Origin of the sequence: Bacterioplanes sanyensis, assembly GCF_002237535.1 — a bacterium.
Classification (GTDB): Bacteria; Pseudomonadota; Gammaproteobacteria; order Pseudomonadales; family Oceanobacteraceae; genus Bacterioplanes; species Bacterioplanes sanyensis_A.
The window spans coordinates 3,125,199-3,149,627 of sequence record NZ_CP022530.1 but is presented as its reverse complement, the minus strand read 5'-3'; the positions used below and the strand labels follow the sequence as shown (position 1 = coordinate 3,149,627).

Annotated in this window: 21 protein-coding genes and 1 pseudogene; 3 read left to right on the top strand and 19 right to left on the bottom strand. The window is 55.3% G+C overall.

Annotated elements, in window-relative coordinates:
• Window positions 1-4: 4 nt before the first annotated feature.
• The 4 genes from CHH28_RS14580 to CHH28_RS14565 are packed head-to-tail and all read right to left on the bottom strand — an operon-like array spanning window position 5 to window position 3,263.
• Window positions 5-358: a GPW/gp25 family protein gene (locus CHH28_RS14580; RefSeq protein ID WP_094060998.1), complete on the bottom strand. Its 354-nt coding sequence runs from the start codon at window positions 356-358 to the stop codon at window positions 5-7.
• Between the two features lie 17 nt (window positions 359-375).
• Window positions 376-987, bottom strand: a complete 612-nt coding sequence (locus CHH28_RS14575; RefSeq protein WP_094060997.1) for a type VI secretion system tube protein Hcp — start codon at window positions 985-987, stop codon at window positions 376-378.
• Window positions 988-1,028: 41 nt separating this feature from the next.
• The gene (gene tssC / locus CHH28_RS14570) at window positions 1,029-2,972 is read right to left on the bottom strand and encodes a type VI secretion system contractile sheath large subunit (RefSeq protein WP_094060996.1); all 1,944 of its coding nucleotides are present in this window, start codon (window positions 2,970-2,972) and stop codon (window positions 1,029-1,031) included.
• 39 nt (window positions 2,973-3,011) lie between these two features.
• Complete coding sequence (locus CHH28_RS14565; RefSeq protein WP_094060995.1) at window positions 3,012-3,263, bottom strand: hypothetical protein; 252 nt, start codon at window positions 3,261-3,263, stop codon at window positions 3,012-3,014.
• 532 nt (window positions 3,264-3,795) lie between these two features.
• Between CHH28_RS14565 and CHH28_RS14560 the strand changes: the two genes are divergently transcribed.
• Together CHH28_RS14560 and rapA are read left to right on the top strand one after the other, a co-directional pair.
• A complete protein-coding gene (locus CHH28_RS14560) occupies window positions 3,796-4,941 on the top strand; it encodes a sigma-54 interaction domain-containing protein (protein ID WP_094060994.1) in 1,146 nt (381 codons plus the stop codon).
• 171 nt (window positions 4,942-5,112) lie between these two features.
• A pseudogene (gene rapA, locus CHH28_RS14555) lies at window positions 5,113-7,859 on the top strand (RNA polymerase-associated protein RapA).
• A gap of 38 nt (window positions 7,860-7,897) precedes the next feature.
• Here the strand turns inward: rapA and CHH28_RS14545 are convergent.
• The 3 genes from CHH28_RS14545 to CHH28_RS14535 form a co-directional block, all read right to left on the bottom strand.
• The gene (locus tag CHH28_RS14545) at window positions 7,898-8,275 is read right to left on the bottom strand and encodes a nuclear transport factor 2 family protein (protein ID WP_199243915.1); all 378 of its coding nucleotides are present in this window, start codon (window positions 8,273-8,275) and stop codon (window positions 7,898-7,900) included.
• Between the two features lie 373 nt (window positions 8,276-8,648).
• The gene (locus CHH28_RS14540) at window positions 8,649-10,670 is read right to left on the bottom strand and encodes an NADPH-dependent 2,4-dienoyl-CoA reductase (protein WP_094060990.1); all 2,022 of its coding nucleotides are present in this window, start codon (window positions 10,668-10,670) and stop codon (window positions 8,649-8,651) included.
• Between the two features lie 123 nt (window positions 10,671-10,793).
• Window positions 10,794-11,783: a site-specific integrase gene (locus CHH28_RS14535; protein ID WP_094060989.1), complete on the bottom strand. Its 990-nt coding sequence runs from the start codon at window positions 11,781-11,783 to the stop codon at window positions 10,794-10,796.
• 216 nt (window positions 11,784-11,999) lie between these two features.
• On the opposite strand from CHH28_RS14535, the gene CHH28_RS14530 reads away from it, so the two are divergent.
• On the top strand, window positions 12,000-13,028 hold the full coding sequence (locus CHH28_RS14530; RefSeq protein ID WP_094060988.1) for a DNA-binding protein: 1,029 nt from the start codon (window positions 12,000-12,002) through the stop codon (window positions 13,026-13,028).
• Here the strand turns inward: CHH28_RS14530 and gorA are convergent.
• From gorA to CHH28_RS14470, 12 genes are all read right to left on the bottom strand, one after another.
• Complete coding sequence (gene gorA, locus CHH28_RS14525; RefSeq protein ID WP_094060987.1) at window positions 13,025-14,380, bottom strand: glutathione-disulfide reductase; 1,356 nt, start codon at window positions 14,378-14,380, stop codon at window positions 13,025-13,027. The two genes, CHH28_RS14530 and gorA, sit on opposite strands and share 4 nt — an antisense overlap.
• A gap of 30 nt (window positions 14,381-14,410) precedes the next feature.
• Window positions 14,411-14,914: a type II secretion system protein GspM gene (gspM, locus tag CHH28_RS14520; RefSeq protein ID WP_094060986.1), complete on the bottom strand. Its 504-nt coding sequence runs from the start codon at window positions 14,912-14,914 to the stop codon at window positions 14,411-14,413.
• Window positions 14,911-16,122 carry a type II secretion system protein GspL gene (gene gspL, locus CHH28_RS14515; protein ID WP_094060985.1) on the bottom strand — a complete coding sequence of 404 codons (1,212 nt, stop codon included), beginning with the start codon at window positions 16,120-16,122 and terminating at the stop codon, window positions 14,911-14,913. Before gspL ends, gspM begins: the two co-directional genes overlap by 4 nt.
• Entirely contained in the window at window positions 16,119-17,165 is a 1,047-nt protein-coding gene (gene gspK, locus CHH28_RS14510; protein WP_094060984.1) for a type II secretion system minor pseudopilin GspK, read from the bottom strand. The genes gspL and gspK overlap by 4 nt, the downstream gene beginning before the upstream one ends.
• A complete protein-coding gene (gene gspJ / locus CHH28_RS14505) occupies window positions 17,162-17,869 on the bottom strand; it encodes a type II secretion system minor pseudopilin GspJ (protein ID WP_094060983.1) in 708 nt (235 codons plus the stop codon). Before gspJ ends, gspK begins: the two co-directional genes overlap by 4 nt.
• On the bottom strand, window positions 17,869-18,228 hold the full coding sequence (gene gspI / locus CHH28_RS14500; RefSeq protein WP_094060982.1) for a type II secretion system minor pseudopilin GspI: 360 nt from the start codon (window positions 18,226-18,228) through the stop codon (window positions 17,869-17,871). The genes gspJ and gspI overlap by 1 nt, the downstream gene beginning before the upstream one ends.
• Window positions 18,218-18,802 (bottom strand): type II secretion system minor pseudopilin GspH, encoded by a 585-nt coding sequence (gene gspH, locus CHH28_RS14495; RefSeq protein WP_094060981.1) that lies wholly within the window; start codon window positions 18,800-18,802, stop codon window positions 18,218-18,220. The genes gspI and gspH overlap by 11 nt, the downstream gene beginning before the upstream one ends.
• The gene (gspG, locus tag CHH28_RS14490; RefSeq protein WP_199243914.1) at window positions 18,802-19,239 is read right to left on the bottom strand and encodes a type II secretion system major pseudopilin GspG; all 438 of its coding nucleotides are present in this window, start codon (window positions 19,237-19,239) and stop codon (window positions 18,802-18,804) included. The genes gspH and gspG overlap by 1 nt, the downstream gene beginning before the upstream one ends.
• Window positions 19,240-19,250: 11 nt before the next feature.
• Window positions 19,251-20,480, bottom strand: coding sequence for a type II secretion system inner membrane protein GspF (gene gspF, locus CHH28_RS14485; RefSeq protein WP_094060979.1), 1,230 nt, complete (start codon window positions 20,478-20,480; stop codon window positions 19,251-19,253).
• A gap of 2 nt (window positions 20,481-20,482) precedes the next feature.
• Complete coding sequence (gspE, locus tag CHH28_RS14480; protein ID WP_269843662.1) at window positions 20,483-22,030, bottom strand: type II secretion system ATPase GspE; 1,548 nt, start codon at window positions 22,028-22,030, stop codon at window positions 20,483-20,485.
• A gap of 13 nt (window positions 22,031-22,043) precedes the next feature.
• Entirely contained in the window at window positions 22,044-23,384 is a 1,341-nt protein-coding gene (locus tag CHH28_RS14475; protein ID WP_094060977.1) for a UDP-glucose dehydrogenase family protein, read from the bottom strand.
• 114 nt (window positions 23,385-23,498) lie between these two features.
• Window positions 23,499-24,428: an electron transfer flavoprotein subunit alpha/FixB family protein gene (locus CHH28_RS14470; RefSeq protein WP_094060976.1), complete on the bottom strand. Its 930-nt coding sequence runs from the start codon at window positions 24,426-24,428 to the stop codon at window positions 23,499-23,501.
• Between the last annotated feature and the right edge of the window lies 1 nt (window position 24,429).

Genomic DNA, 24,429 nt, shown 5'->3' with positions numbered 1-24,429 from the left:
CGTATTAGAAGAAGAATACTTCTTCGATGGACCCCTGCTCGGTGTGCAATACCAGCTGGCAGCTGGCTTGCAGTGATGACGACTGAATGGATTTCACCTCGACGTCGTTGAGACGTGGCTCCAGTGCCAGCACTTGCTGTTTGATGATGTCTTGATACTTCTGGTGAGCAGCGCTGTCGCCAGCGTACTGATCGAGTAATTCTGGGATACCAAAAGCGGTGACATAGGCACCGGACGCCTGGCCTGCGCGGCGATAACTGCGAGTCGTCAAAATACGCTGTACCTGATGGCAAATGGATTGCCGCGTAGTTTGTTGATGACAGCGCTCGTCGAGTTTTTCCAGTAACGTCCGGTTCATGTCGCCTCCTAGCGTTATTACAAGGTGTAGCTGCCTGGTGCGATGGGACGATTGCGTACCACGCTCCAGCCGGTTGCCACATGACCTTTGTTTTCCAGCCCTGGTCCCTGCAAGCAATGCACCCAGGATATTTCGGTGAAGTTCAGTTTGAACTGCTCCGTGGCCATATCGTTGGGGTGGGATTGGAACTGAATTTCGCTGATCAATACCTGGGTCAGCTCAAATTGCATTAACAGGTTGAGGCGATCGCCAGAGTTGCGCAGGACGTGAATGCGACACGGGGCGCCGCTGGCATCCAACAATTTCGCTTTCAGACAGTGCTCGTACAATTTAGGTGAGGTCACATCCACGTATTTCACACAGGTAAAATCGGAGATGATTGGGCGCCCTGATGTGCGCGCGCTATTACTGACGTCGGTGGTGACTTGCTGTTGAATGCCCTGGTTGATGGACACCAGTTCCACACACTTGGTGGCATCAAACCCCAGGTTGCCAGGGTTGGCGGTAACGGCTTGCCAGTCGGCCGAACTTTCCGCCAAACCGTCGATCAGTGAGCCGCCGGCGGCAACGTCATTGCCTTTCGGTTTGGTCAGAGCGGCGTCGCCCAGCTCTAATAAAATAAGATCCATATTGTGCTCCAAAAATGTTTAAAAATTGCTCTAAACCGGCATTAGCCAGGAATATCCGCTACCAAACGAATGGAGGTGGACAACTCTTCCAGTTGGAAATGTGGCTTAAGGAACACGATGGCCTTATAGGAACCCGGCTTCCCTGGTACGTCGGTGACATCGATACGCGCTTCACGCAGTGGGTAGCGCGCTTTGATTTCATTGGCGGCGCCGTCGTCAATCAACACATAGTTAGCGATCCAGGTGTTGAGGTAGTCCGACACATTGTCCTTGGTTAAAAAAGAGCCAATTTTGTCGCGCATGATGACCTTAATGTAATGCGCAAAGCGCGAGGCATTGAGAACATACGGCAACATCGCCGAGGTGCGGGCATTGGCATTGGCTTCGTCGGTGTTGTACTTCTTCGGGTTGTTGGTGGTTTGACCGCCAAAGAACGCCGCTTTGTCCGTGCCTTTGCAGTGCAAAATGGCCATAAAACCCAGGTCATTCAGCTCTTTTTCGCGCCGGTCGGTGATGGCCACCTGCGTCGGACACGTCAGGCGCACATCTCCTGCGGCGGTTTTAAAGGTGTGGGCCGGCAAACCTTCCACCAAGCCACCGCCTTCTACTCCGCGAATGGCGGCAAGCCAGCCGTGTTTGGAAAAGGCGTTGGTAATACGCTGGCCGAGAATAAAGGCAGGGTTGCCCCACAAATAACGTGATGCGTCGGTGCCATCCACGTCCTCATGGAAATCAAAACCTTCTACGACCACGGTTTCTGGACCGTATGGCAAGCGCAGCAACACCTTGGGCAAGGTGAGCGAAACGTAGCGCGAATCTTCACTGTCGCGGAAACTACGCCATTTAATCAACTCGGCACTTTCAAATATCTTCGACAGATCTCGTGGCTGAGACAGGCGGAAGTAGTCCTGCAGGTCAAACAGCTTGGCGTAGGCAGCGCTGATAAACGGCGCGTGCGCAGCAGCGGCCACACCGGAGATTTTCTCCAACAGCTCCACGTCTTCAGGGTGGCGGCCAAACTCGTAGTCGCCCAGTAAAACGCTGAACGGGTCGCCACCGTAGGTGCCGAATTCTTCTTCGTAGACCTTTTTAAATAACGCGCTTTGGTCAAACTCAGAGGCTTTTTGCAGGTCTTTTAATAAATCGCGCTTGGACACATTGAGCAAACGCAGTTTTAAATGCGTGCTGGTTTCTGTGTTCATCACCAGATAATGCAGGCCGCGCCAAGAGGATTCGAGCTGTTGGAAGCCTTCTTCGTGCATCACCAGATTGATCTGCTGAGTCAGAAGGTTGTCGATCTCAGAGATGCGATCGTTCATGCGATCCGCCGCATCGCCCTCTTTTTGCTTGCTATTATCGGACAAAATATCGAGCGCAAACTGACCAATCAACGACAGCGCATAAGGCCGTTGCGATTCGTCCAGAACCATGCCGCCTTCGTCCATCAGCTTTTTCATAAAGTCGCTGGGCTCAACGGCGGATAAATCCTCAGCGCCGTCGTACACGCCAGTGACTTCTTTTTGCAGCGCCTCATCGCCAAGCAACTGCGTCATTAAATCGTCGAGAGCGTCGTTACCATCCAGCTTGGCCAGGAAGTCACGCAAATGAATGCGCCCTTGATACAGCTTTGCGGTAACTGGAATGCGTTGTACCAGTGGCAGTGGCGAGAAATCATCAATGGAGCCGAAGAACAGCTCAATATTGGTGGTGGCGTCGTCCTTGTCAGCCAGTACATCTTTGACTTTCATGGTGAGCCGGGGGTTGATGCCTTCCATGACGGAGTCAAAGTTGTCACGATCGATATCAACAAACTCTCGCTCTTTCAGCGGTGGCAGCGGGTCTTTGGGATTGCCAGACAGGTCTGCCAGTATGCCGACGATGAGCGGCAGCTCGCGCTGCACGATGGCGTTGCCTATTTCCACATCGTACGTGATGTGTACCCTTGGCGATCTAACCCTGGATAGTTTTTTCTGTACACTTTCCAAAATTATTTCCTCACAAAATTAAATGACAGTTGGCTTGCATTAATGACGCGCGGACTTTTCTTTGACCGCGCACTTAAAGAAGCCACCCCCGACTTCCTCCACCACGCCTTTATCGAGCAAAATTTCTAGAGCATTTTTTACAGAGAAGGCAGACTCGTGAACTTTTTGTTCGGTTATCCACCAACGTCTGATGCCTTCAAAGCTGTCCATTGCGTCGGGATGAGCTTGTAGGTAATTCTCTATTAACCTAGCCACATAAAGGCTGTGGTCGTTTTGGTTGTGTTCGCTCACGTGGGCACCATCACTGAGGTTGAGGAAGTAAACTGGTACTGCGTGAAGTGACTTAGCAACGCCGATGCCAAAATTAAAATTCCCGAAATTCTGCAGTTTTTTCGCTTTTTTAGTCTTCTGTGGGGTGTTTTTGCGTCACATTGTTCGCGATCGGGTGAAAAAGCACCGGGTGTAATTGGGTGTGCTTTTTCTGATGGCTGTGTCGCTTTTATCGCAAGTGGGTTATTTATTGGTCGCCGTCTTTTTTATACGGCTGCTGCTGCGAGCAGGAGTGCTCACTAGCACCAAAGTACTGAGGCAATGTGGGTGGGTGCTGATCGCCCCGGTGGGATGCAAAACACCCGCTCAATAAATCATCAAACCCCAGTCGATCGCTTGAAAATCAGGGTGAAATCTGGAAGCTTCTGGGGCTTGTGATAGCCTCCTGTATCTGGCATCGAACTTGCCAATCTGTCATTCCACACGACTGCCTCAGCAACTGTGCGGTTCAACCACTGGATAACAGAACGCCCGATCTCTCATGGAGGATCCAATGTTACTTTCGGACTCGTCATCTCACGTACTCCCCTCATCCGCGCTGTTACCCAGTCATGAGCCGCCGTTGCCGTCAGCGCCACCAACGGGATGTGAGTCTGTGGCGGGGCTGAATATCATTGGACAGTCGCCGCAGTTGCAGCACGCGTTGGCCAGCATCCAGATTCAAGCGCAGTACGATGCGCCGGTACTGGTGACCGGTGAAACGGGAACGGGAAAAGAGCTGGCAGCGCGTGGATTGCACTACGCCGGACAACGTTCAGCACGCCCGTTTGTGGCGGTGAACTGTGCGACGCTGACCACCGAGTTGTTTGCCAGCGAGTTATTTGGCCACAAACGCGGTGCCTTTACCGACGCTCGGCACGATAAAAAAGGCCTGTTGATGGAAGCCGATCAAGGCACGCTATTCCTGGATGAAATCGACAGCTTGTCATTGGCGTCGCAAGGAGCACTGCTGCGTTTTTTGCAAGAGTCCGAATTTCGCCCGGTCGGGTCTGAAAAGACCTACCGCTGCAATGTGCGCTTGATCGCCTCTTCTAATTGTGACTTGTTGCAATGCGTCGAGCGCGGCAGTTTCCGTCGTGACTTGTATTATCGCCTGTACATACTGGCCGTTCACATGCCGCCGCTGCGTGAACGCCGCCAGGACATTCCACTTCTGGTTGAGCATTTCTTACGGCAGTTTTCATCGCAGTATGGCTTGGGGCTCAAGCGTGTTAGTCCGGCCCTGATGTCTGCCTTAGTGGAATCGCCGTGGCAGGGCAATGTGCGTGAGTTGGAAAACACCCTGCATCGCTTGTGTCTGTTGACACCGGGTGAGTGCATTGAGCTGGAGCACTTCGCCCTCGGCGGGAAACCAGGTAAAAGCCATGTCTCTGCGGACGAAACGGCATGTGAACCATCTGCCCACAGTGAGTCGGCACTGCCTATTCTGCCCTTACCCAGCCGCGAAGAGGGCTACAACTTTGCCGATGACAAACGTCTAGCGGTTGAGCAGTTCGAAAAGCGCTACGTGGTGCACATGCTGGAGTTGGCGGATGGCAACATTACCCGCGCTGCCGCCTTGTGTGGTAAAGACCGGCGCGCATTTGGCAAGCTGGTGAAAAAGTACGATGTTAAGAAGATTGTCATCACTACCGACTAGTGCCAACCCGACTTAGCTGCAGTGGGCCGCTTACCGGTGGCCCTGACCACTCCCTACCATTAACTCCACACCATTTTTACCCAATTCCTGTCTCGCTCATGGGATTTTTAGCGCCCATCGGGTAGACTGCGCCGCCATTTCATAACGACAGACAGAAGACAGCAATAGACGATGAGCGACTTTAGTGTTGGCCAGCGCTGGATCAGTGAAGCCGAAACCGACCTGGGACTGGGTCTTATTCAAAGTGTCGACTTCCGCATGGTGACCGTGTACTTCCCGGTGATTGATGAAAGCCGTACCTATGCTTGCCAGAACTCCCCGCTGACGCGGGTCATCTTTAAAGCCGGCGACGAAGTGCCACTGCAAGACGGCACCGTGATGACGGTGGCTGAGGTCGATGAGCAAAATGACATCGTCTTTTATGGCGACGGTGAACGTATTGTTCCCGAAACGCATTTAAGTGGCAGCATTCAGCTGAACCGACCGGTCGACCGTCTGTTCTCCGGTCAGATTGATCGTAATAATTTGTATGAGCTGCGCCAGGTAGCCATGCAGCAGCTGAGTAAGCTTAGGCAGCGGCCGTTTTATGGCTTGCTCGGTGCTCGCACCAGCTTGCTGCCGCATCAGTTGTACATCTCAGAACATGCCACCCAAGACAGCATTCCCCGTGTTTTATTGGCCGACGAAGTGGGCTTGGGTAAAACCATTGAAGCCGGTCTGATGCTGCATCGGTTGTTGTTGCAGCAGCGTTTGCAGCGTGTCTTGATTCTGGTGCCCGATCATTTGGTGCATCAGTGGCTGGTGGAGATGATCCGCCGCTTTAACTTGCGCTTTAACGTCATCAATCACGGCTCGCTGAGCGAAGGCGAGCACCTGTTTAGCGACGGCCAATTGTTTATTTGTCCGATTTCCCTGGCCGACAACGACATGCTGCAGCAAGCCGCGCTGAGCAGCAGCTGGGACATGCTCATCGTCGATGAGGCGCATCACCTGCAGTGGAGCGAAGACAGCCAAGACAGTGCTTACACGCTGGTCGAGGCGCTGGCCTACCGCACTCAAGGGGTCATGTTGCTGACGGCAACGCCTGAGCAGCTCGGCGTTGAGGGGCACTTTGCCCGCCTGCGTTTGCTCGACCCAGAGCGCTACCCTTCTCTTGAAAAATTCTTGCAGGAGCAACAGGCGTATCAGCCGATTGCGGATCTGGCAGCGGCGCTGTGCACCGATGCCCCACTCAGCGCTGAGCAGCAGCAAGCGCTGGCGGACAAACTCCCAGATCTGGCCGACAGCGATTCGAGTGATCGCCAGCTGGAAGCGCTAATCGATCGCTTTGGCCCTGGCCGTGCTCTATATCGTAATACTCGCCATGGCGTTAGCGGCTTCCCACAACGTCTGACCACCATCAGCGAGTTGCCAGCGCCGGAGTTTGCCGACAACCACAGTCTGGATGACTTAGTGCCGGAAAAAGGCAAGCTCAACTGGTGTGGTAAAGACAGCCGTCTGCCATGGCTGTTAGAGCTGTTAACCGCCGCCGGCAAAGACAAGGTTATTTTGATCTGTCACTCAGCGCAGACGGTGCTCGATCTGGAAGCGTATTTGTGGGATCAGCACGCACTGCCTGCCGCCGTGTTCCACGAGCACATGGATCTGGTCGAGCGCGATCGCGCTGCGGCGTATTTTGCCGATCACGAACAAGGCGCGCGTGTGCTCTTATGTTCGGAAATTGGCAGTGAGGGTCGTAACTTCCAGTTCGCTCACCACTTGGTGCTGTTCGACTTGCCATTTAACTGTGACTTGCTGGAGCAGCGCATTGGTCGCCTTGATCGCATTGGCCAGAAGCACGACATTCAAATTCATATTCCTGTGTACCAAGGGCACGTCAGCCAGCGCTGGGCCAGTGTGCTGGAGCAAGGGTTTGATCTGTTCCGCGCACCCAACCCAGCGGCACAGCCTTTGTTGGAACAGCACCGCGACGCCATCACCGAAGCGGTGTTGAGCGATAGCGACCTGCAGCCGCTGCTGGAGCAAATCGCCAGTGAACGCCAGCAACTGCTGCAGCAGCTTGAATCGGGACGCGACCGCTTGCTGGAAATGCACTCCTGCCGTCCGGGTAAAGCCAAAGCCTTAGCGCGTGAGATGACCATCACCCACATTGAAGACGAAGCCGAGCTGAACGATTTTCTCGAGCTGTTTGCCGACGCCTTTGGCATTGAGGTGACGGATTTGGGGGGGAATGTTTCACCATCGCGCCTGGTGATCACATGTTGGTACCGGATATGCCGCACTTGCCGGCTGACGGCTTTATGGCCACCAGCAGTCGCGATGTGGCATTGGCGCGCGACGATGTGCAGTTCCTCAGTTGGGAGCACCCGTTTATCGATCAAGCGCTGGAGTTGATTCTCACCAGTCCGGCGGGCAATGCCGCAGTCGGTTACATTGAAGATCACCCTCACGACACCGGCGATGTGTTCTTGCAGTTGCAGTTTACCGCCAGTTGCCCGGCGCCGCGGGCGCTGCAGGTTGAGCGCTATCTACCGCCCAATGCCATGCACCTGATGATGACACCCACGGGCGATTTAAAGGTCAATGAGCCGGAAGCACTGCCGGGCTTTGCCTTGCCACTTAAGCGTGCCACCGCACGTGGATTGGTGGAGCAGCGCGCGCAGGAAATTCAGCCGCTGTTGTACAAGCTGGAGAAAATGGGCGCGGCACAGCTTGGGAAAATGGTGTCTGTTGCTAAGCGCAAAGCCGAAGAAGCCTATCAAGATCGTATCGCTCGACTGGGCTCCTTGGCCCAGCACAACGCCAATATTTCTCCAGCCATGTTGGAGAATGTGCGCCAAGAGCGCGATGCGGTGTTGGCGGCGATTGATGAGTCACAGCTGCTATTGGACTCGGTACGTTTGGTGTTTTGCGGTTAAGTACCGCTCTACTGGCCCGGCATCGCCGGGCCATGCCATCAGCTGATGTCTTTGATGTAACTGATTTTATTTTGGTTGAACTCAAACAAGGTTTGGCCTTGCAGCTCCAATACTTGTCCGGCTTTAAGGCCATTGTCTAAATCGGCCGCTACCGTGGCCCGATAGTCGATGTCCACTGTGGCTCTGTCGTTGTGCATTTGAATATTGGTGGTGGTCTGCTGGCGTTCAGAGAATAACGCTGCGGACTGTGACGCCAAGTTTCTAAAATCCTCTTTTCCTTGCGTGCGCGCATTTATCTCGCCGCCGGATTCATTTTCAAAAACGATGTCGTCGCTTAACAGCGCGAGCAAGCCGTCAATATCAAACGCGTTGTAGCACTGAATGTACGATTGGATGAGGGTTAGTTTTTCCTGCATAACCATTGGCAATATGTCCGTTATTGATTTTGGTGTGTGAGGGCGGCGCGAGCTCAAAGCTGCGGCATCCGCTGATAAGCCAATCAATATCATGCTGGACGAGGGGTGTCTATGGGGGCGTGTGAAATGCTGCAGGATGAAATAGCCCCGATGCTGCGAGTGACAGCCTAGTGATTCTGCAACAAGTTCATTTCTGATGCCGTTAGCCTCTTTGTTGGGCTCAGCTCGCTGGGCGGTTTTACTCAGCGGGGAAAACAACGTTAATGCTGTCGGTGAATGGTAATGAGAGTGACCTTGCGGGGCATCAAAAAGAGTAACAAAAAAGCCGGCACCTAAATGCCGGCTTTTGACAGGGAACTCAAATCAGCCGAGGCTAGATCGCCGCGGCCAATTCGGTGCCTTGTTTGATGGCGCGCTTGGCATCCAGCTCGGCGGCCTTGTCGGCGCCGCCAATCAAATGCACGGACACACCAGCATCAAGCAATGCTTGCTGTAGTTCGCGATTAGGTTCTTGCCCTGCGCATACAACGATGTGATCCACTTCCAGTAGTTTGGCCTCGCCGTTAACACTGATGTGCAGACCTTTTTCATCAATGCGGTCGTAACTGACGCCATTCATCATCTTCACACCCTTGTTTTTAAGTGTGGTGCGATGAATCCAGCCGGTGGTTTTGCCCAGCCCGGCGCCCACTTTGCTGGTCTTGCGTTGCAATAAAAACACCTCGCGCGGCGAGCGTTCCACCTGCGCTTCTGCAAGGCCACCAGGGGTGGAAACCGTTAGGTCCACTCCCCATTCGCGCATGAATTCTTCCACATTTTGGCTCGGCGTGGTGTCGCCATGAGTCAAATACTCAGAAACGTCAAAGCCGATGCCGCCGGCGCCGATGACGGCCACACGCTGGCCTACCGGTGTTTTGTGCTTTAGTACGTCCAGGTAGCTCAGTACCTTGTCGCTGTCTTGAATGCCTGGAATGTCTGGCGTGCGTGGCGAGATACCGGTTGCCAGCATCACTTCATCAAAGTCGGTTAAATCGGCGGCGCTAACGCGAGTATTCAGGCGCACGTTGACGCCGGTCTTTTCCAGCATGACACGGAAGTAGCGCAGGGTTTCGTAGAATTCTTCTTTGCCTGGTATCTGCTTGGCAATGTTAAATTGGCCGCCAATTTTGTCGTCGGCATCGAACAGCGTCACGTCATGGCCGCGTTTGGCGGCGGTAGTGGCGGCGGCCAGCCCCGCAGGGCCGGCGCCGACTACGGCAATGCGTTTTTTCTCAGTCAGCGGCTGATCGATCAATTTGGTTTCGTTACACGCATACGGGTTCACCAAGCAGGAAACTTCACCGCCGCCGAAGGTGTGGTCTAGGCAGGCTTGGTTGCAGCCGATGCAGGTATTAATTTCATCCGCTCGGCCTTCGGCCGCTTTGCGCACAAACTCGGCATCGGCCAGCATGGGCCTTGCCATCGACACCATGTCGGCCTTGCCCTCGGCAATGATGGCATCGGCAACACTGGGGTCGTTGATGCGGTTGGTGGTGATCAACGGTACGGATAAATGTTGCTTCATGCGCGCGGTGACTTCGGCAAAGGCTGCACGCGGCACGCTGGTGGCAATGGTCGGAACGCGCGCTTCGTGCCAGCCAATGCCAGTATTAATGATGGTGACGCCCACTTCTTCCAGCGCTTTGCCCAGCTGCACGATTTCTTCCCAAGTACTGCCGTCTTCCACTAGGTCGAGCATGGACAGGCGGTAAATCAAAATAAACTCAGGCCCAACGGCGTCGCGCACGCGGCGAACGATTTCCAGGGGTAGACGGATACGGTTCTCGTAGCTGCCGCCCCAGCGGTCGTCGCGATGGTTGGTGCGTTTGGCGATAAATTGGTTAATGAAGTAGCCTTCAGAACCCATGATTTCAACGCCGTCGTAGCCGGCTTCTTTGGCCAATGACGCACAGCGGACAAAATCCTGAATTTGCTTTTCAATGCCCTCTTCGTCCAGTTCACGTGGGGGCATCGGGTTGATGGGTGCTGGAATCGCCGATGGCGCAACGCCCAAGCCGCCGTATGCGTAACGCCCGGCGTGAAGAATCTGCATACAAATCAGTGCGCCCGGCACGCTGTGTACGGCATCGGTGACGATGCGATGCTGTGCCACTTCGTCGCTGCTGGCCAGGATGCTACCGCCACGAAAGACCGCGCCCTCTTCGTTAGGGCCAATGCCGCCGGTGACAATGATGCCGACACCGCCTTCGGCGCGCTGACGGAAAAACTCGGCCTGGCGCTCCCAGCCGCCTTTGCGCTCCTCAAGGCCGGTGTGCATCGACCCCATAACGACACGGCTGCGCGCCTGGGTAAAACCTAAATCCAAAGGCTGCAGTAAAGATTGAAACTCGCTCATCAGCTGATACTCATTATGGTGATTGGATAAGCACTCTTTGGTGCTGTCACGGTTGCTGATCAGGTTACGAATAACTTTGCACCGATGCGATGATCAAAGGTAACAAATCAGCCACCTAATCGGTCAGCCGCTGGTATCGGACATCCATTTGGACATCTCCTGCATCAGAGGTGTAGCTGCGTTGTCTTCCAGTTGGCGGCCTTCTTCAATGTACTCCCACACCGTTGCGTCGCTCTTCCAGCCGCCTTGCTTTTTAATCAGCTCAAAGTCGATGTTGGCGCGAGCGGCGCTGGTCGACAAACCGCGGCGCAAGCTGTGGCTGCTCAGGTCGGGAACAAAATCAAAATTCAGTGCCAGGCCGAGCTGCTTGAGTAGATCATTGATGGCGCCAACTGGCATGGCTTTGTCTTTGATCTGTCCCCAGCGATTGATGGGGCGAAACAGTGGCCCCCGTTGGATGTCGCTGCTATCGAGCCATTGGCGAATCGCAGCGCACGGACAAGCCCCCGGCTGCCCGCTTGGTAACGCGCGACTGATGCCCGCGCCGTGCTGGTCGGTTTTCGAGCGCGGCAGGCGAATGATCAACCCCTCGGGTTCCCAGTGCAGGTCCTCGACTTGAATCGACACCAGTTCGCTGCGACGAAATGCACCAAAAAAACCGCTTAGGATCAGCGCTAGGTCTCGCTGCTGTTTCAAACTTGGTGTGTCGCTGGATTGCAGGTGTTTGGCCATGGCGGCGATGTGCTCAAGGCGCAGCGCTTTGGCTTTGTGCTTTGGGCGGCCATGTTGGCGGCGAATGCCTTCTAGGGTTTTGCGTACCAAGGGTGACTGAGCCGGGTCGGATAATTCCTGATAGCGATGCCATTGACTGATGGCGGTCACATGCAAGGTCAGGCTGCGGCTGTTGAGTCGTGCGGCGTTGGCCAGTAAGTAGCGCACTAACACATCGCTGTTGGTTGGCAGCCGCCCACCCCACTTTTCGAACTGGCGAATGGCGGAGCGGTAAGCCCGGCGCGTGTTGTGTGCAGTGGCCGCCTGCAGATATTGACGCAGCGCTTCTTCTTCCTGAATAGACGGCAGTTGGCTGCTGGTTGTGCTTGGTGTTTGGTTCATCGCTGTTTCTCTATCGCTCGTTGCCCGTTGCCCGGAGCGTTTCTATGGCTGCGCCCTGTACCGACTGGTACAGCCGAATCGACACTGCTGACCATTCTAACCGACGATAATGTTATTTATCGATGGTTAGATAGTTGTTTATTGCTCTGTTTATTTTCTGATCTAAATAACGTAATATTACGTGTTACGTAATATTATTTATTTCAAGAGGAAACAATGGCCAGAAACGGGGTAACCTACAACGACATCGCCCAAGCCGCGCAAGCCATACAAGCGCAAGGCCATTCCCCAACAGTGGATCGTGTGCGTGAGCACTTGGGCACAGGCAGCAAAAGCACCATCGCCCCACTGCTAAAGCGCTGGCGCAGCGAGCAGCAACAACAGCCCGAGCTGCCGACAGATTTACTCGACAGCGTGCGAAACCTGCACCAGCAACTGCAGCGCTTAGCCGATGAGCGCATTGCGCAGATACAAGATGACTTTGAGCAATTGAGCGAGGCGCAGCAGCAGCAAATCAGTGATGCCCTGGCTGAAATCCAGGATTTAGAAAAGAAAGAACAGTCCCAGCGCGAGCGCTTAGAACAGCAGCAACGCACTATCGAAAGCCTGGAGCAGCAACTGCAGCAGCTGCGAGTCAGCAGCAGCAAGACGGCGGAGCAGCGAGATCAGGCACACCTGCAAATCGCAGAGTTAAAACAGCAGGCCGGCGATCAAAAACAAGAGAACAAGGATCTACGCGAGCACTTCGAGCACTACCAGCAGCGCAGCATGGAAGAACGCCAGCAACAGCGAGAGCAAGCACAATCGGAGCTGCAAACTCTGCGGCTACAGTTGCAGCAGCAACAACAACACAGCTCGCAACTGACGCATGAAAACGGCCAACTGCGACAACGCGTTGAAGATTTGCTAGAGCATCAGCAGCAAGCAGAGGCTGCATGGCAGCAGCAACGTACCGACCTTGGCAGCCAGCTCGCTAGCGCCCAATCCGCACTGCAGCTCAGTGAGCAGCAACACCAGCAGCGATGGCAGCAGGCGCAATCCCAGATACAAATTGCGGAGCAGCAGTGTGGCGACGCGACTAAGAGTCAAGAGCAAACGCTGTCACAGCTGCACAGTGCTCGGTCAGAGCTGCAAGCAATAACACAGGAAAAACAACATTGGTTACAGCAGAACGCTGTATTGGAAGGTCGCTGCCAGCAGCTGCAAACGCTGCTGGAGCGAAAATGGGAGGCGCCGAGCGATTAACCGCGCGGCGTGCGCATGGTGACGAATTCCTCCGCCGCCGTCGGATGAATGCCGATGGTCTGATCAAAGTCGGCCTTGGTGGCACCCATTTTGATGGCTACCGCCAAGCCCTGCATGATTTCGCCAGCATCTGGCCCCACCATGTGAGCGCCGAGTACTTTGTCGCTGCTGGTTTGCACCACCAGCTTCATCAGGCTGCGCTCAGGCAAACCGCTCAGGGTGTGCTTCATCGGTCTAAACGACGATTGATAAACAGTAATGTCATCGCTGCAGCGCGCCACGGCCTCAGCTTCCGTTAGGCCAACGGTGGCGATATTGGGCTGGCAAAACACCGCCGTGGCGATGTTGTCATAATTCATCGCACTGGTATCGCCATCGAACTGCTGCGCCACCAACTTCATGCCCTGGGCCAGCGCGACTGGCGTCAACGCTGGGGTGCCAATGACATCGCCCAGCGCAAAAATGGATGGCACACGGGTGCGGAAGAAATCATCCACCACAATGGTGCCGTCTTCTCGCATTTCCACTCCCAGTTTTTCCAGATTGAGACCGTCGGTCATTGGCCGACGGCCAGTGGCGTACATAACGCTGTCGCAGGCAATGCGCCCACCGGATTGCATATGACACATCAAGGTGCCGTCGGACAGTTTTTCAATGCGGTCGATGTCGCATTGAGTTTGAATTTTCACGCCCTTGGCGGCCACCTGCTCGACGGCAAACTCGCGTACGTCATCATCGAAGCCGCGCAAAATTTGCTCACCGCGATACACCAAGGTGGTGTCAGCGCCCAAGCCATTAAAAATGCCCGCAAACTCGACCGCGATATAACCGCCGCCAACCACCACCACGCGCTTGGGAAACGCTTCTAGGTAAAAGGCTTCGTTGGAGGTGATGGCGTGCTCAATGCCTGGGATATCGGGCTTATAAGGCCAGCCGCCGGTAGCGATTAAGATGCGCTCGGCGGTGTAGGTTTTGCCATCAACATCTACGGTGTGAGCGTCGATGATGCTGCCAGTGCCATGCAAAATGGTGGCGCCGGAGTTTTCCAACAGGTTGTTATAAATGCCATTAAGGCGCTCAATTTCACGCGTTTTATTGTCACGCAGGGTTGGCCAGTCGAACTCATTGAGTTGACCATGAACGCCAAAGCCCTTGGCTTCTTCGATCTTTTCGGCGTACTCAGATGCGTAAACAAACAGCTTTTTCGGCACACAGCCAACGTTGACGCAGGTGCCGCCCAGGTAGCGGTTTTCTATCACTGCCACCTTGGCGCCTTTGGCCGCTGCCATGCGCGAGGCACGTACACCACCGCTGCCAGCACCGATCACTAACAAATCAAAATCGTAACTCATCACACACCTCTGCCTTGCTGCACCCGCTGGCTAACTTTGCGTCAGCGTGGCGCGTAAATTTATTCGACCCACTGCCGTGCGATCAACCGTGACCAGCGACGCACGAATGTTTTGCTGCTTGAGCTGCTCCATCCAACTGATGGCGTCATCAAAGGCGACGTTATCCAGCCATACCCGCAGATCGCCACCGTCTTGCTCATAGCGGCTAAGTGACAAGCCAAACCGCTGCGCTTGCTGGGTGATACGCGGCAGAATGGGTCCGCCACTGCTGCTTTGACTGGCACCACCAAAGCGATAAGCGTTATCGGCCAGCAGCTGATAGCTGGCCATGCTGCGTTGATATTGCTGCTGCAAAGCGTCGTTCTTTTGCATCAATGGCACTACCAATACCAGCAGCAGTAGCGCCACCGCCGTGGCGGCTGCAAGCCAGCGCACAATGCGCTGATCGCGGCTACTCAGCTGCCCGTACCAGCCTTGCCAAGCCTGCCATGCGGCGCTGTTGATAGCTTCTTGTTTCAGTGTGTCGAGCTTCATGCGCGCGCTCCTACTTTCAATCGCCCTTTCACGCCCTTGGCATCATTACTGGCATTGGCGACTTCGGCTTGCAGCCCTGCTTGCTCCAATGCTTGGCGGAAGCGCTGCAGCTGACCCAATTCGGCGGCGGTCACTTCCAGCGTCAGCTGGTGGTCGCGCTCGCTAAAGCGCAGACTCTGCAGTTCTAGCGCTTTATTGTCGCCATTCTGTGCATAGACCTGGGCTACTTGATGAACCAACGGCACAAAACCCTCGGAAGATCCGCCGTCACTGCCACCGCGCAGCTTCTCACGAAACTGGCGCTCTAGGCTGCGAATGCGCTCGCCAGGAAATAGTGAGCGGTACAAGTCGTTGGCTTCCTTGCGCACCAGCTGTTCGCGCTGCGCCAGTTGATGATTCTCAATCATCAGCGTGGCCACGGTAATCACCAACAAGCTGGCCGCCAAACCGGCCAGGGGGCGCCACCAAGCCGGCGGCCGTTTTTCTGTGGTTGCCACCGCGCCGGTCAGGCCGGCCAACAAATTGGTGTGTTTACTGTCCAGCTGGCTGCGCAGCAGCGCTTCCGTGGCGGCAATGCGTCGTTCGATCTGCTCTAATGCATCGCCATAGCCGCTTTCCAGCGTAGTTTGCAGTAGCTGCGCTTGGTCCATGGTGTCAGCCAGAATGGTCAGCGACACGCCCTCTTGGCCATCGAGCTGATATTCCAGCACGGCATTTAACGCCATGTCGCTGACCCAGCCCTCAAAGTGCCCAGGCCATCCCCATAACCAACCATTGTGCCAGCGCACTAGATGATGCTGCTCACAGAACAGCTCGGTTTCAGGAATCAGCTCACTGATGCGCAGGTGGTGCAATTGACAGGCTTCAATCAAATCATCCAACTGCTGCTGCTGCACGGCGTAAGCACATTGGCGCTTGTCGTGCGCCCTGCCGGGCACAATCAGGTAGCTTTCAGGGTCATTAATCAGTTGCTCTTCCAGCGCAAACGGCAGCGCCTTAGCCAAATGGCGTTTGCTGACGCCAGGCATGGCGATCCAATGCGCGGAGTAATTTTGTGCACTCAACAAGAGGCGCACTGTACTTAAATCTGGCTGCTCTGCGGCCCACTGAGTGAGCGGCTGCGCGGCAGCAAATCCCTGCTCTGGTTGCCAGGGGCTGATAAACCATTGGCCGCTCAGCGCCTGCCATTCAACCCGTGCTGTGATCATGGTTGATTCCGATTATTAACTGCGGTGGTGGAAATGCCCGGCGCATCGGCTGGGCGCGCCTCGCGGCGACTAAAATCCCGGTACAAGGTGGTCAGGCTGCCATCACTGTGATTGCGCTGCAACAGCGCTTCGAGGGTGGCAATGCGACCGGCAAACTCGACGCGGGCAAACATTTCAAAGTATTCACTTTTTACATCAAACGCGGCGCGATCCCAACGGGTGGCTGTGGCGTCGCCGCCGTCTTTGCGCTCGCTGTCATTGAGCTGTTGGGTGTAGCGTGAAATGATCGACGAGTTCCAAAAGTCATCCACGCTGGCAAAGCCTTTTTCGCCGCGCTCGCCCGCCAAGGCTTGGCCATCGGCCAAGGTCATGCGCTCATCCAGGGCGGCCAACACCAGCGCCGAGGCGGTATTCACGTTCAAGGTGACAGTGATTGGCAAGCAAGCAATGTAGGGTTCAAGGCGCTGATAAGCGGCACGGGTGACGCCTTCAATCAGCATCAGCTCGCTGCTGTGGCTGCAGGCGCGATACGACGCGCGATACGGGTGTTGCTCACGACCCAGATACAGCTCATCGGCTTGACTGTCCTTGTTCAACCAGCGCTGCCAGTGTGTGGCAATCATGGGGTCCAGACCCAGCTGGTTCAGTAAGTTACGAAAACGCCTGGCTTGGACATCGGCGCTGCTGGCCGTGGGCAGCAGGCCGTTGAGATTAAAACGGCCCTGCGCATCGGCGATTTTCAACAGTACGCGGCCGGGATCTGGATCGAGGGGTAACACTCGCTCCTGCGCCCACTCTTCATTCAGATGGTCGACACTGCGCTCTTGATTCCAATCCAGAAACAAACCGGTGCGAACTGCGTCTTCGGCGCCTTCGGCGTAAGCACGTGCGCGTTGGATATCAAACAGGGTTGAAGCACGCTGAATGTCGGTCGATTCGCGATCAATCATGGCGGTGGCGAGCAAGGATACGAAGGCAAACACCATCAGCACCATCAACAAAGCAACGCCGCGTTGCTGACCCATTCTGATGCTTGGTGTCATGGTAAGTCCCCCCGCGCCAATAACCAGGAGCGCTCTATCTCACCAAAAGGCGGCACCTCAATGCGCCAGCGCAGCGCCATCAAGGTGGTACTGGTGTCGGCGCCGGTAAGCGCAGGCCAGCTGCTGTACCAGTCCTGACTGGGACTGCCAGCGTTGGCGTCGCCTTGGCGAATGAGCACTTCCATTTCCAACTGTTCCACCAGTTCGTACACCACCTGATGGCTTGGTTCGCTGTCGTTGGCACGATCAAGCACGTGCCAGTAGTAGCGCACCAGGCAATCGCCGTCTGGGTCCGTTATACCCCATTGCAGCAAGCGCTCGCGGGCCGACTCACAGACATCGCTGTCGATATTTTCCAGCCGGTAGGCCACACGCTGCAGTTGCGAGCGTGGATCTTCCGTCACCGGCGAGTTGCGCCAACCAGAGCGAGTGAATTCCAGTGGGTACTCGCTGCTTTCTAACAGCAAGGCAGGCTGCTCGTCGCCAAACACATCGCGCACCGGCCGATCAATGTATTGGCGAATATCGCGACTGAGCACCTGATTTAATCGCTGCAGGCTTTTGAGCTGGTCTGCTTTGCGATCGGACACCTCTTTCGCCAGCATGGTGCCACTGAGCAGCTGATGAGCGCCGACGCCGATCGAGGCGGTAAAAGCGATGGCCAGCAAGACTTCGAGTAGAGTAAAGGCACGAGTGCGATGCATCAGTGTTTACCTATCAAGGTCGATAGCCGACTGAGCTGGCCGCCCTCGTCGTTACGACTCACGACCACGGTGACACGGCGGGTATCGGGAAACGGCGTTTCTTCTACCTGGGTGGTGATAAACCACTCGCGCTCGGCCATGTCCACTTGGTCGTTGGTTTCACTGACATTTGGATAACCGGCTAAGCGCATCTCCACCAGTCGATTTTCGGCCACCATGGTCGCCAGGGTCTTTTCCTCCATCGCGAGCAGATTGGCGACATTTTGGCTGTTGACGCTGGCAATGGTCGATGCCACCACGGCAAAGATGGTGATGGCGATCATCACTTCCAATAACGTAAAGCCGCGCTCAGTCGTCATAGTCTTGCAATTCCAAACGTAACGGTGCGAAGCCGTCGCCGCTCAACTGGTAATAGAAGCTGGCGTCATGGTCGTGTTCCAGCATCAGGCTGAACGGTGTGTATTCATCCGACGACAGCAATAACAAAGCAGGCAGTGGGCCATCTTCGTTGGCCAGAAACTCTTCAAAATCGACTTCTTCATCATCCAGAAACAGGCGCATGCGCAGGCTGTCTGGCGTTTGTAGTTCAGTTTTGATGCGGCCACCGCTGTGCGGCTGCCACGGGTTTTTGCGCAGTTTATCCAGCGCCTCAGCGTCTAGGTTGGCGCTGAACTCCTGGCTGTAGACGTCCTGATAGCTCAATAACAGCAGGGTTTCGCTGTCCATGGCGACGCCGAAGTCGAGATTCTGAAACACAGATTCTTCGCGCAAGGCGCCCAGCCACAGCTGCAGCTGCTGAGCAAATTGCTTGGTGTCTTTACGCGCCTGATCGTCGCCAACGTTGAGCATGACGATTCCCATCAGGCCGCCAATTAGCATCAACACCACCAGGATTTCCAGCAGGGTCACCCCCTGCTGGCGTTGTTTAGGCATCAATCCAGCGAGCTGATATCGGACGCATCGCCCTCGCCGCCTTCCTGGCTGTCTGCTCCCATAGAGACGATCTCGTAACTGCCTTTTTCAGCGAAGTACAAGAATTCGTTACCCCAAGCGTCGGTCGGCAACTTATTGCCTTTCAGATAGCCACCGTCACGGTAATTTTTCGGCTCTGGGCTGCTGCTGGGCTTGTTGATCAAGGCTTCCAGGCCCTGCTCAGATGTTGGATAAACAAAGTTATCCAGCTTGTACATATCCAAAGCGTTTTCGATCAGTTTCATCTGGCTTTTGGTGGTTTTGATGCGCGCCTCATCGGCCGAACCCAACACGTTGGTGGCCACCAAGGCCAAAATGCCACCGATGATGGCCAATACCACCATAACTTCAATCAGGGTAAAACCGCGGGCTGCGGCGACGCGTTGACGAGAATGCATTGTCATAACTCCTACTGAACCATTTGTTGTAACTCTAAAATTGGCATCATGATGGCGGCAACAATCAAACCGACCACGCCCCCCATGACCAATAACATCACCGGCTCGAAAATCTTCACCAGTGCTGACACGGTATTTTCCAGTGTTTCTTCTTGCTGGCGTGCGGTGCGCGCCAGCATGCTATCCAGCTCACCACTGCTCTCGCCGGAGGCGATCATGTGCAGCATGATGGGTGAAAAGTAGCCGGTTTCACGCAGTGCCTGATGCAAACTGCCACCTTCACTCACCGCCACCGTTGCTTGGGTCAGTGCGGCCTGGATCGGCAAGTTGCTAACCACTTGGCTGGCAATGCGCATGGCTTCCACCAACGGCACGCCGCTGCTGGTAAGAATGGCGACGGTACTGCCGAAGCGCGCGGTGTTGGCATCACGCACAAAGCGCCCAATGGCCGGTATGCGCAGTAAAAAATGATGATACTTACGCTTAAATGCTGGTCGGCGCAGAGCACGGCGAAACAGGGCAATGGCAGCGACTACAGCGCCGGCCAAGTACACACCGTAACCCGAGATCATATGACTCAAGTCCAGCATCAATTGTGTTAGCCATGGCAGCTCTTGGCCGTTTTTGACAAACACTTCAACAATGTCTGGCACCACATAGGTCAGCAGGCCAACTACCACGCCGAGCGCTACAATGCTCAGCACAACCGGGTAAATGGCGGCCATTTTGATCTTTTGATCCGAGGCGTAGCGGGTTTCGGTGTAATCGGCCAGGCGATTAAGCACGCCGTCCAATTGGCCAGCATGCTCCCCCGCCGCCACTGTGGCGCGGAACAAACTCGGGAAAGCGCGCGGATAATCTGCCAGCGCTTGTGCCAAGGTGTAGCCTTCTAAAACTTTGGCGCGAACGGCCAAAATCATCGCTTGGATGGATTGCCTGGTGGTTTGGTCGGCCAGTGCTTTGAGTGACTCGTCAATCGGCAGGCCAGCGGCGATCAGGGTGGCCAACTGTCGAGTCAGCAGAGCCAAATCGGCCACTGACAAAGACGGGCCACGCTGCAACCAACGGCTGAGTGGATTACCGGATTTTGCCGCCGTGGCAGAGCGAGTGATCTCTACCGACAGCGGCATCCAGCCTTTGTCGCGCAGCTTTTGGCGAATCTGGCGAGCGCTGTCGCCTTCCAATACGCCTTTTTGCTGTTTGCCACGGGCATCCAGCGCCTGAAATTCGAATGCTGCCATGCTTATCCCTTAGCAACCCGCAACAGCTCTTCGATCGTGGTGCTGCCTGCCAGTACTTTGCGAATGCCGTCCTGACGAATGCTCGGACCCGACGTTCGAGCGTGTTCTTCCAGCTCCTGCTCGCCCGCTTTGTCGTGGATCAGGGTTTTCATTTGCTCATCGACCTTGATGATTTCATAGATGCCCTGACGACCGCGATAGCCCAGCTGGTTGCATTTGTCGCAACCCTTGGCGTGGTATATCACCGGAGGATTGTTGGCGTCTGCACCCAGCAATTCACATTCTGAGGTGTCTGCGGGTGCCGCTTGCTTACAGTCGTCGCACAATACCCGCACCAGACGCTGAGCGATAACACCCACCACACTGGAGGACAACAAGAAGGGTTCAACGCCCATGTCCTGCAAGCGGGTAATGGCACCAACGGCGGTGTTGGTGTGCAATGTAGACAGCACTAAGTGACCAGTTAAAGATGCTTGGATGGCAATTTCAACCGTTTCCAAGTCGCGGATCTCACCGATCATCACCACGTCCGGGTCCTGACGCAGAATCGCACGCAACCCTTTAGCGAAGGTCATATCGACCTTGGTGTTGACTTGCGTCTGACCGATACCAGGCAGGCTGTACTCCACCGGGTCTTCCACCGTCAGAATGTTGCGGCTGGCATCGTTCAGATCGCTCAGCGCACCGTACAAGGTGGTGGTCTTACCTGAGCCGGTTGGACCGGTCACCAGGATAATGCCGTGCGGTTTGGAAATAATGTCGCGCATGGTATTGAGGTCGCGCGCTGACATGCCCAGCTGACCCAGGCTCAACCGCCCGGCCTGCTTGTCGAGCAGACGCATCACCACCCGCTCGCCGTGGCTGGAAGGCATGGTCGATACCCGCACATCCACCTCACGCCCACCGATACGCAGCGCAATACGACCATCTTGCGGTACGCGCTTTTCGGCGATATCCAGTTTGGCCATTACCTTGATGCGCGATACCAACAGAGCCGCCAAAGCGCGTTTGGGTTGCACCACTTCGCGCAGCACGCCGTCGACACGAAAGCGCACCACCAGGCGTTTTTCATAGGTTTCGATATGAATATCGGAGGCGTTGTCTTTTACCGCTTCCGTCAGCAGTGCATTGATCAGCCGAATAATTGGTGCGTCGCCCTCTTGCTCGAGCAAGTCTTCGGTCTCGGGCACCGAATCGGCCAGGCTGGCCAGATCCATGTCCTCGCCCAAGCCTTCAACCATTTCCATGGCTTCAGACGAGTCGCTTTGGTACGCCAGCCCAAGGCGGCGATCGAATTCGTCGTTGCTGACCGCCTCCAAGCGAAAGGCGTGACCAAGGTGGCGCTGCACTTCCATCAGCGCGACGGCCGACATGCCCTCTTTATGCACCAAGGTCAGTTGTTGGTCGCGACCTTCTACCACCACGCCAAAGCGGCGGGCAAAGCTGTACGGCAGCTGCTGCTCGCGCTGCACGACGGAGATGGCATCGTGAGACTCGGGCGTAATGGGTTCGATTTGCGTTGCGCTGTCAGGCATGGCTACTGCTGTCATGAATCTGTCCGTTTCAGGCGATATCTCGGCCAATGCCGGTGTAATCAAAGCCCTGTTGTTTCAAGCTGTGCGGATCATACTGGTTTCGCCCGTCGATTATGATGGGCTGCTTCAAAAGTTTACCAATTGCATTGAAGTCTGGCTGCCGGAACGGCTTCCATTCTGTCACTAATACCATGGCGTCCGCGTTCTCCAGCGCATCGTATTGATGTGCGCACAAGCGAATGGTTCCATCGTCAAACCAGGATGCAGGGAAATGTTTTTTCGCTTCGTCCATGGCAACGGGGTCGTACGCTTGAATGCGCGCGCCGGCTTCAGCCAGTGCGTTGATGAGCGTGATCGAGCTAGCCTCGCGCATGTCGTCGGTGCCCGGCTTAAACGCCAGCCCCCAAACGGCAATCACTTTGCCCGCTAGGTCAGGGAAGCGTTGTTGCAACTTTTCGAACAAACGCTGTTTTTGCGACTGGTTGCGCTGCTCAACGGCGTTTAGCACGCTGGTGTTGTAATCGTATTCTGCGCCCATTCGCACCAGCGCTTGCACGTCTTTGGGAAAGCATGAGCCGCCATAACCACAGCCTGGATAAATAAAGCTGTAACCAATGCGCGAGTCGGAACCAATGCCTTTGCGCACTTGTTCAATATCAACACCCATGCGTTCTGCAAGGTTGGCCATCTCGTTCATAAAGGAGATCTTGGTCGCCAGCATGGCGTTGGCCGCGTACTTGGTCAGCTCGGCATCACGCACGCCCATAAACATCACTTTGTCGTGGTTGCGCGAAAAAGTCTGATACAGCTCCGCCATCACCTGGCGGGCGTGATTGGATTCAACGCCGATGACGATGCGATCTGGGCGCATGAAGTCATCAATGGCGGCGCCTTCTTTTAGAAACTCTGGGTTAGACACCACATCAAAATGCACGTCGGTAACACCGCGGGTTTGCAGTTGTTGGCGAATAACGTGAGCGACTTTGTCAGCGGTGCCAACCGGTGCCGTCGATTTATTAACAACAATGGCGTCGCGACTGAGATGTTGGCCAATTTGTCCTGCAACTTGCAGTACGTGACTCAAGTCGGCTGAGCCGTCTTCATCTGGTGGCGTGCCGACGGCAATAAAATACAGAGCAGACTGCTGCATAGCGGCGGCCAAATCGGTGCTAAAACGCAAACGCCCTGCTTTGCTGTTATTGGTAACGATGGCATCCAGACCAGGCTCGTAGATTGGGATGTGCCCTTGCTGCAGCCGCTCTACCTTGTCTGGGTCAACATCGATGCAGACGACGGAATTTCCCATTTCGGCAAAACAGGCGCCGGTTACCAGGCCGACATAACCAGTCCCAATGACGGTGATATTCAACGCAAAGTCCTTGTTCGTTCGCTTGCTGGAGGTACGTTACCTTATTACCAAAAAATGACAAGCGCATGACATAAAAAAACCCGGCATTTGCCGGGTTCTTCTAAGCTGTTGATATTACAGCGCATTTTCCAGTTCTGGCACAGCCTCAAACAGGTCTGCAACCAAGCCGTAGTCGGCTACTTGGAAGATAGGGGCTTCTTCGTCTTTGTTGATGGCAACAATGACTTTGGAGTCCTTCATGCCCGCCAAGTGCTGGATGGCACCAGAGATACCAACGGCGATGTACAGGTTTGGTGCAACGATTTTACCGGTCTGACCGACCTGCATGTCGTTAGGAACAAAGCCTGCGTCTACTGCGGCGCGAGAGGCACCCACCGCTGCGCCCAGCTTGTCAGCCACCTTGTACAGCATTTCGAAGTTGTCGCCGTTTTGCATGCCGCGACCACCAGATACCACAACATTGGCCGCGGTCAGTTCTGGACGATCAGACTTGGCCAGCTCTTCGCCAACGAACGCAGACAGGCCCAACTCATGAGTCGCATCAACAGCTTCAACGCTGGCGCTGCCGCCTTCGGCTGCTGCTGCGTCAAATGCAGTACCGCGCACTGTCAGAACTTTAATCGCATCGGATGATTTAACCGTTGCGATGGCGTTACCGGCATAGATAGGACGAGCAAAGGTTTCTGCGTCTTCTACGGCGATCACTTCAGACAGCATGTTGACGTCCAGCAAGGCCGCTGCGCGAGGCAGGAAGTCTTTACCGGTAGTGGTCGCTGCAGCCAGCACGTGGCTGTAGTTTTTGCCCAGATCGGCTACCAGCGCACCCAGGTTTTCGGCGGCTTGGTGCTCATAAGCAGCATTGTCTGCCACCAGCACTTTGGCAACGCCGTCCACTTTGGCTGCCGCTTCTGCGACTGCACCACAACCGCTGCCAGCGACCAGTACGTCGATGTCGCCGCCGATGGCTTTGGCTGCCGTGATGGTGTTCAGAGTTGCGCCTTTCAGAGTGGCGTTATCGTGTTCTGCGATTACTAAAATTGCCATT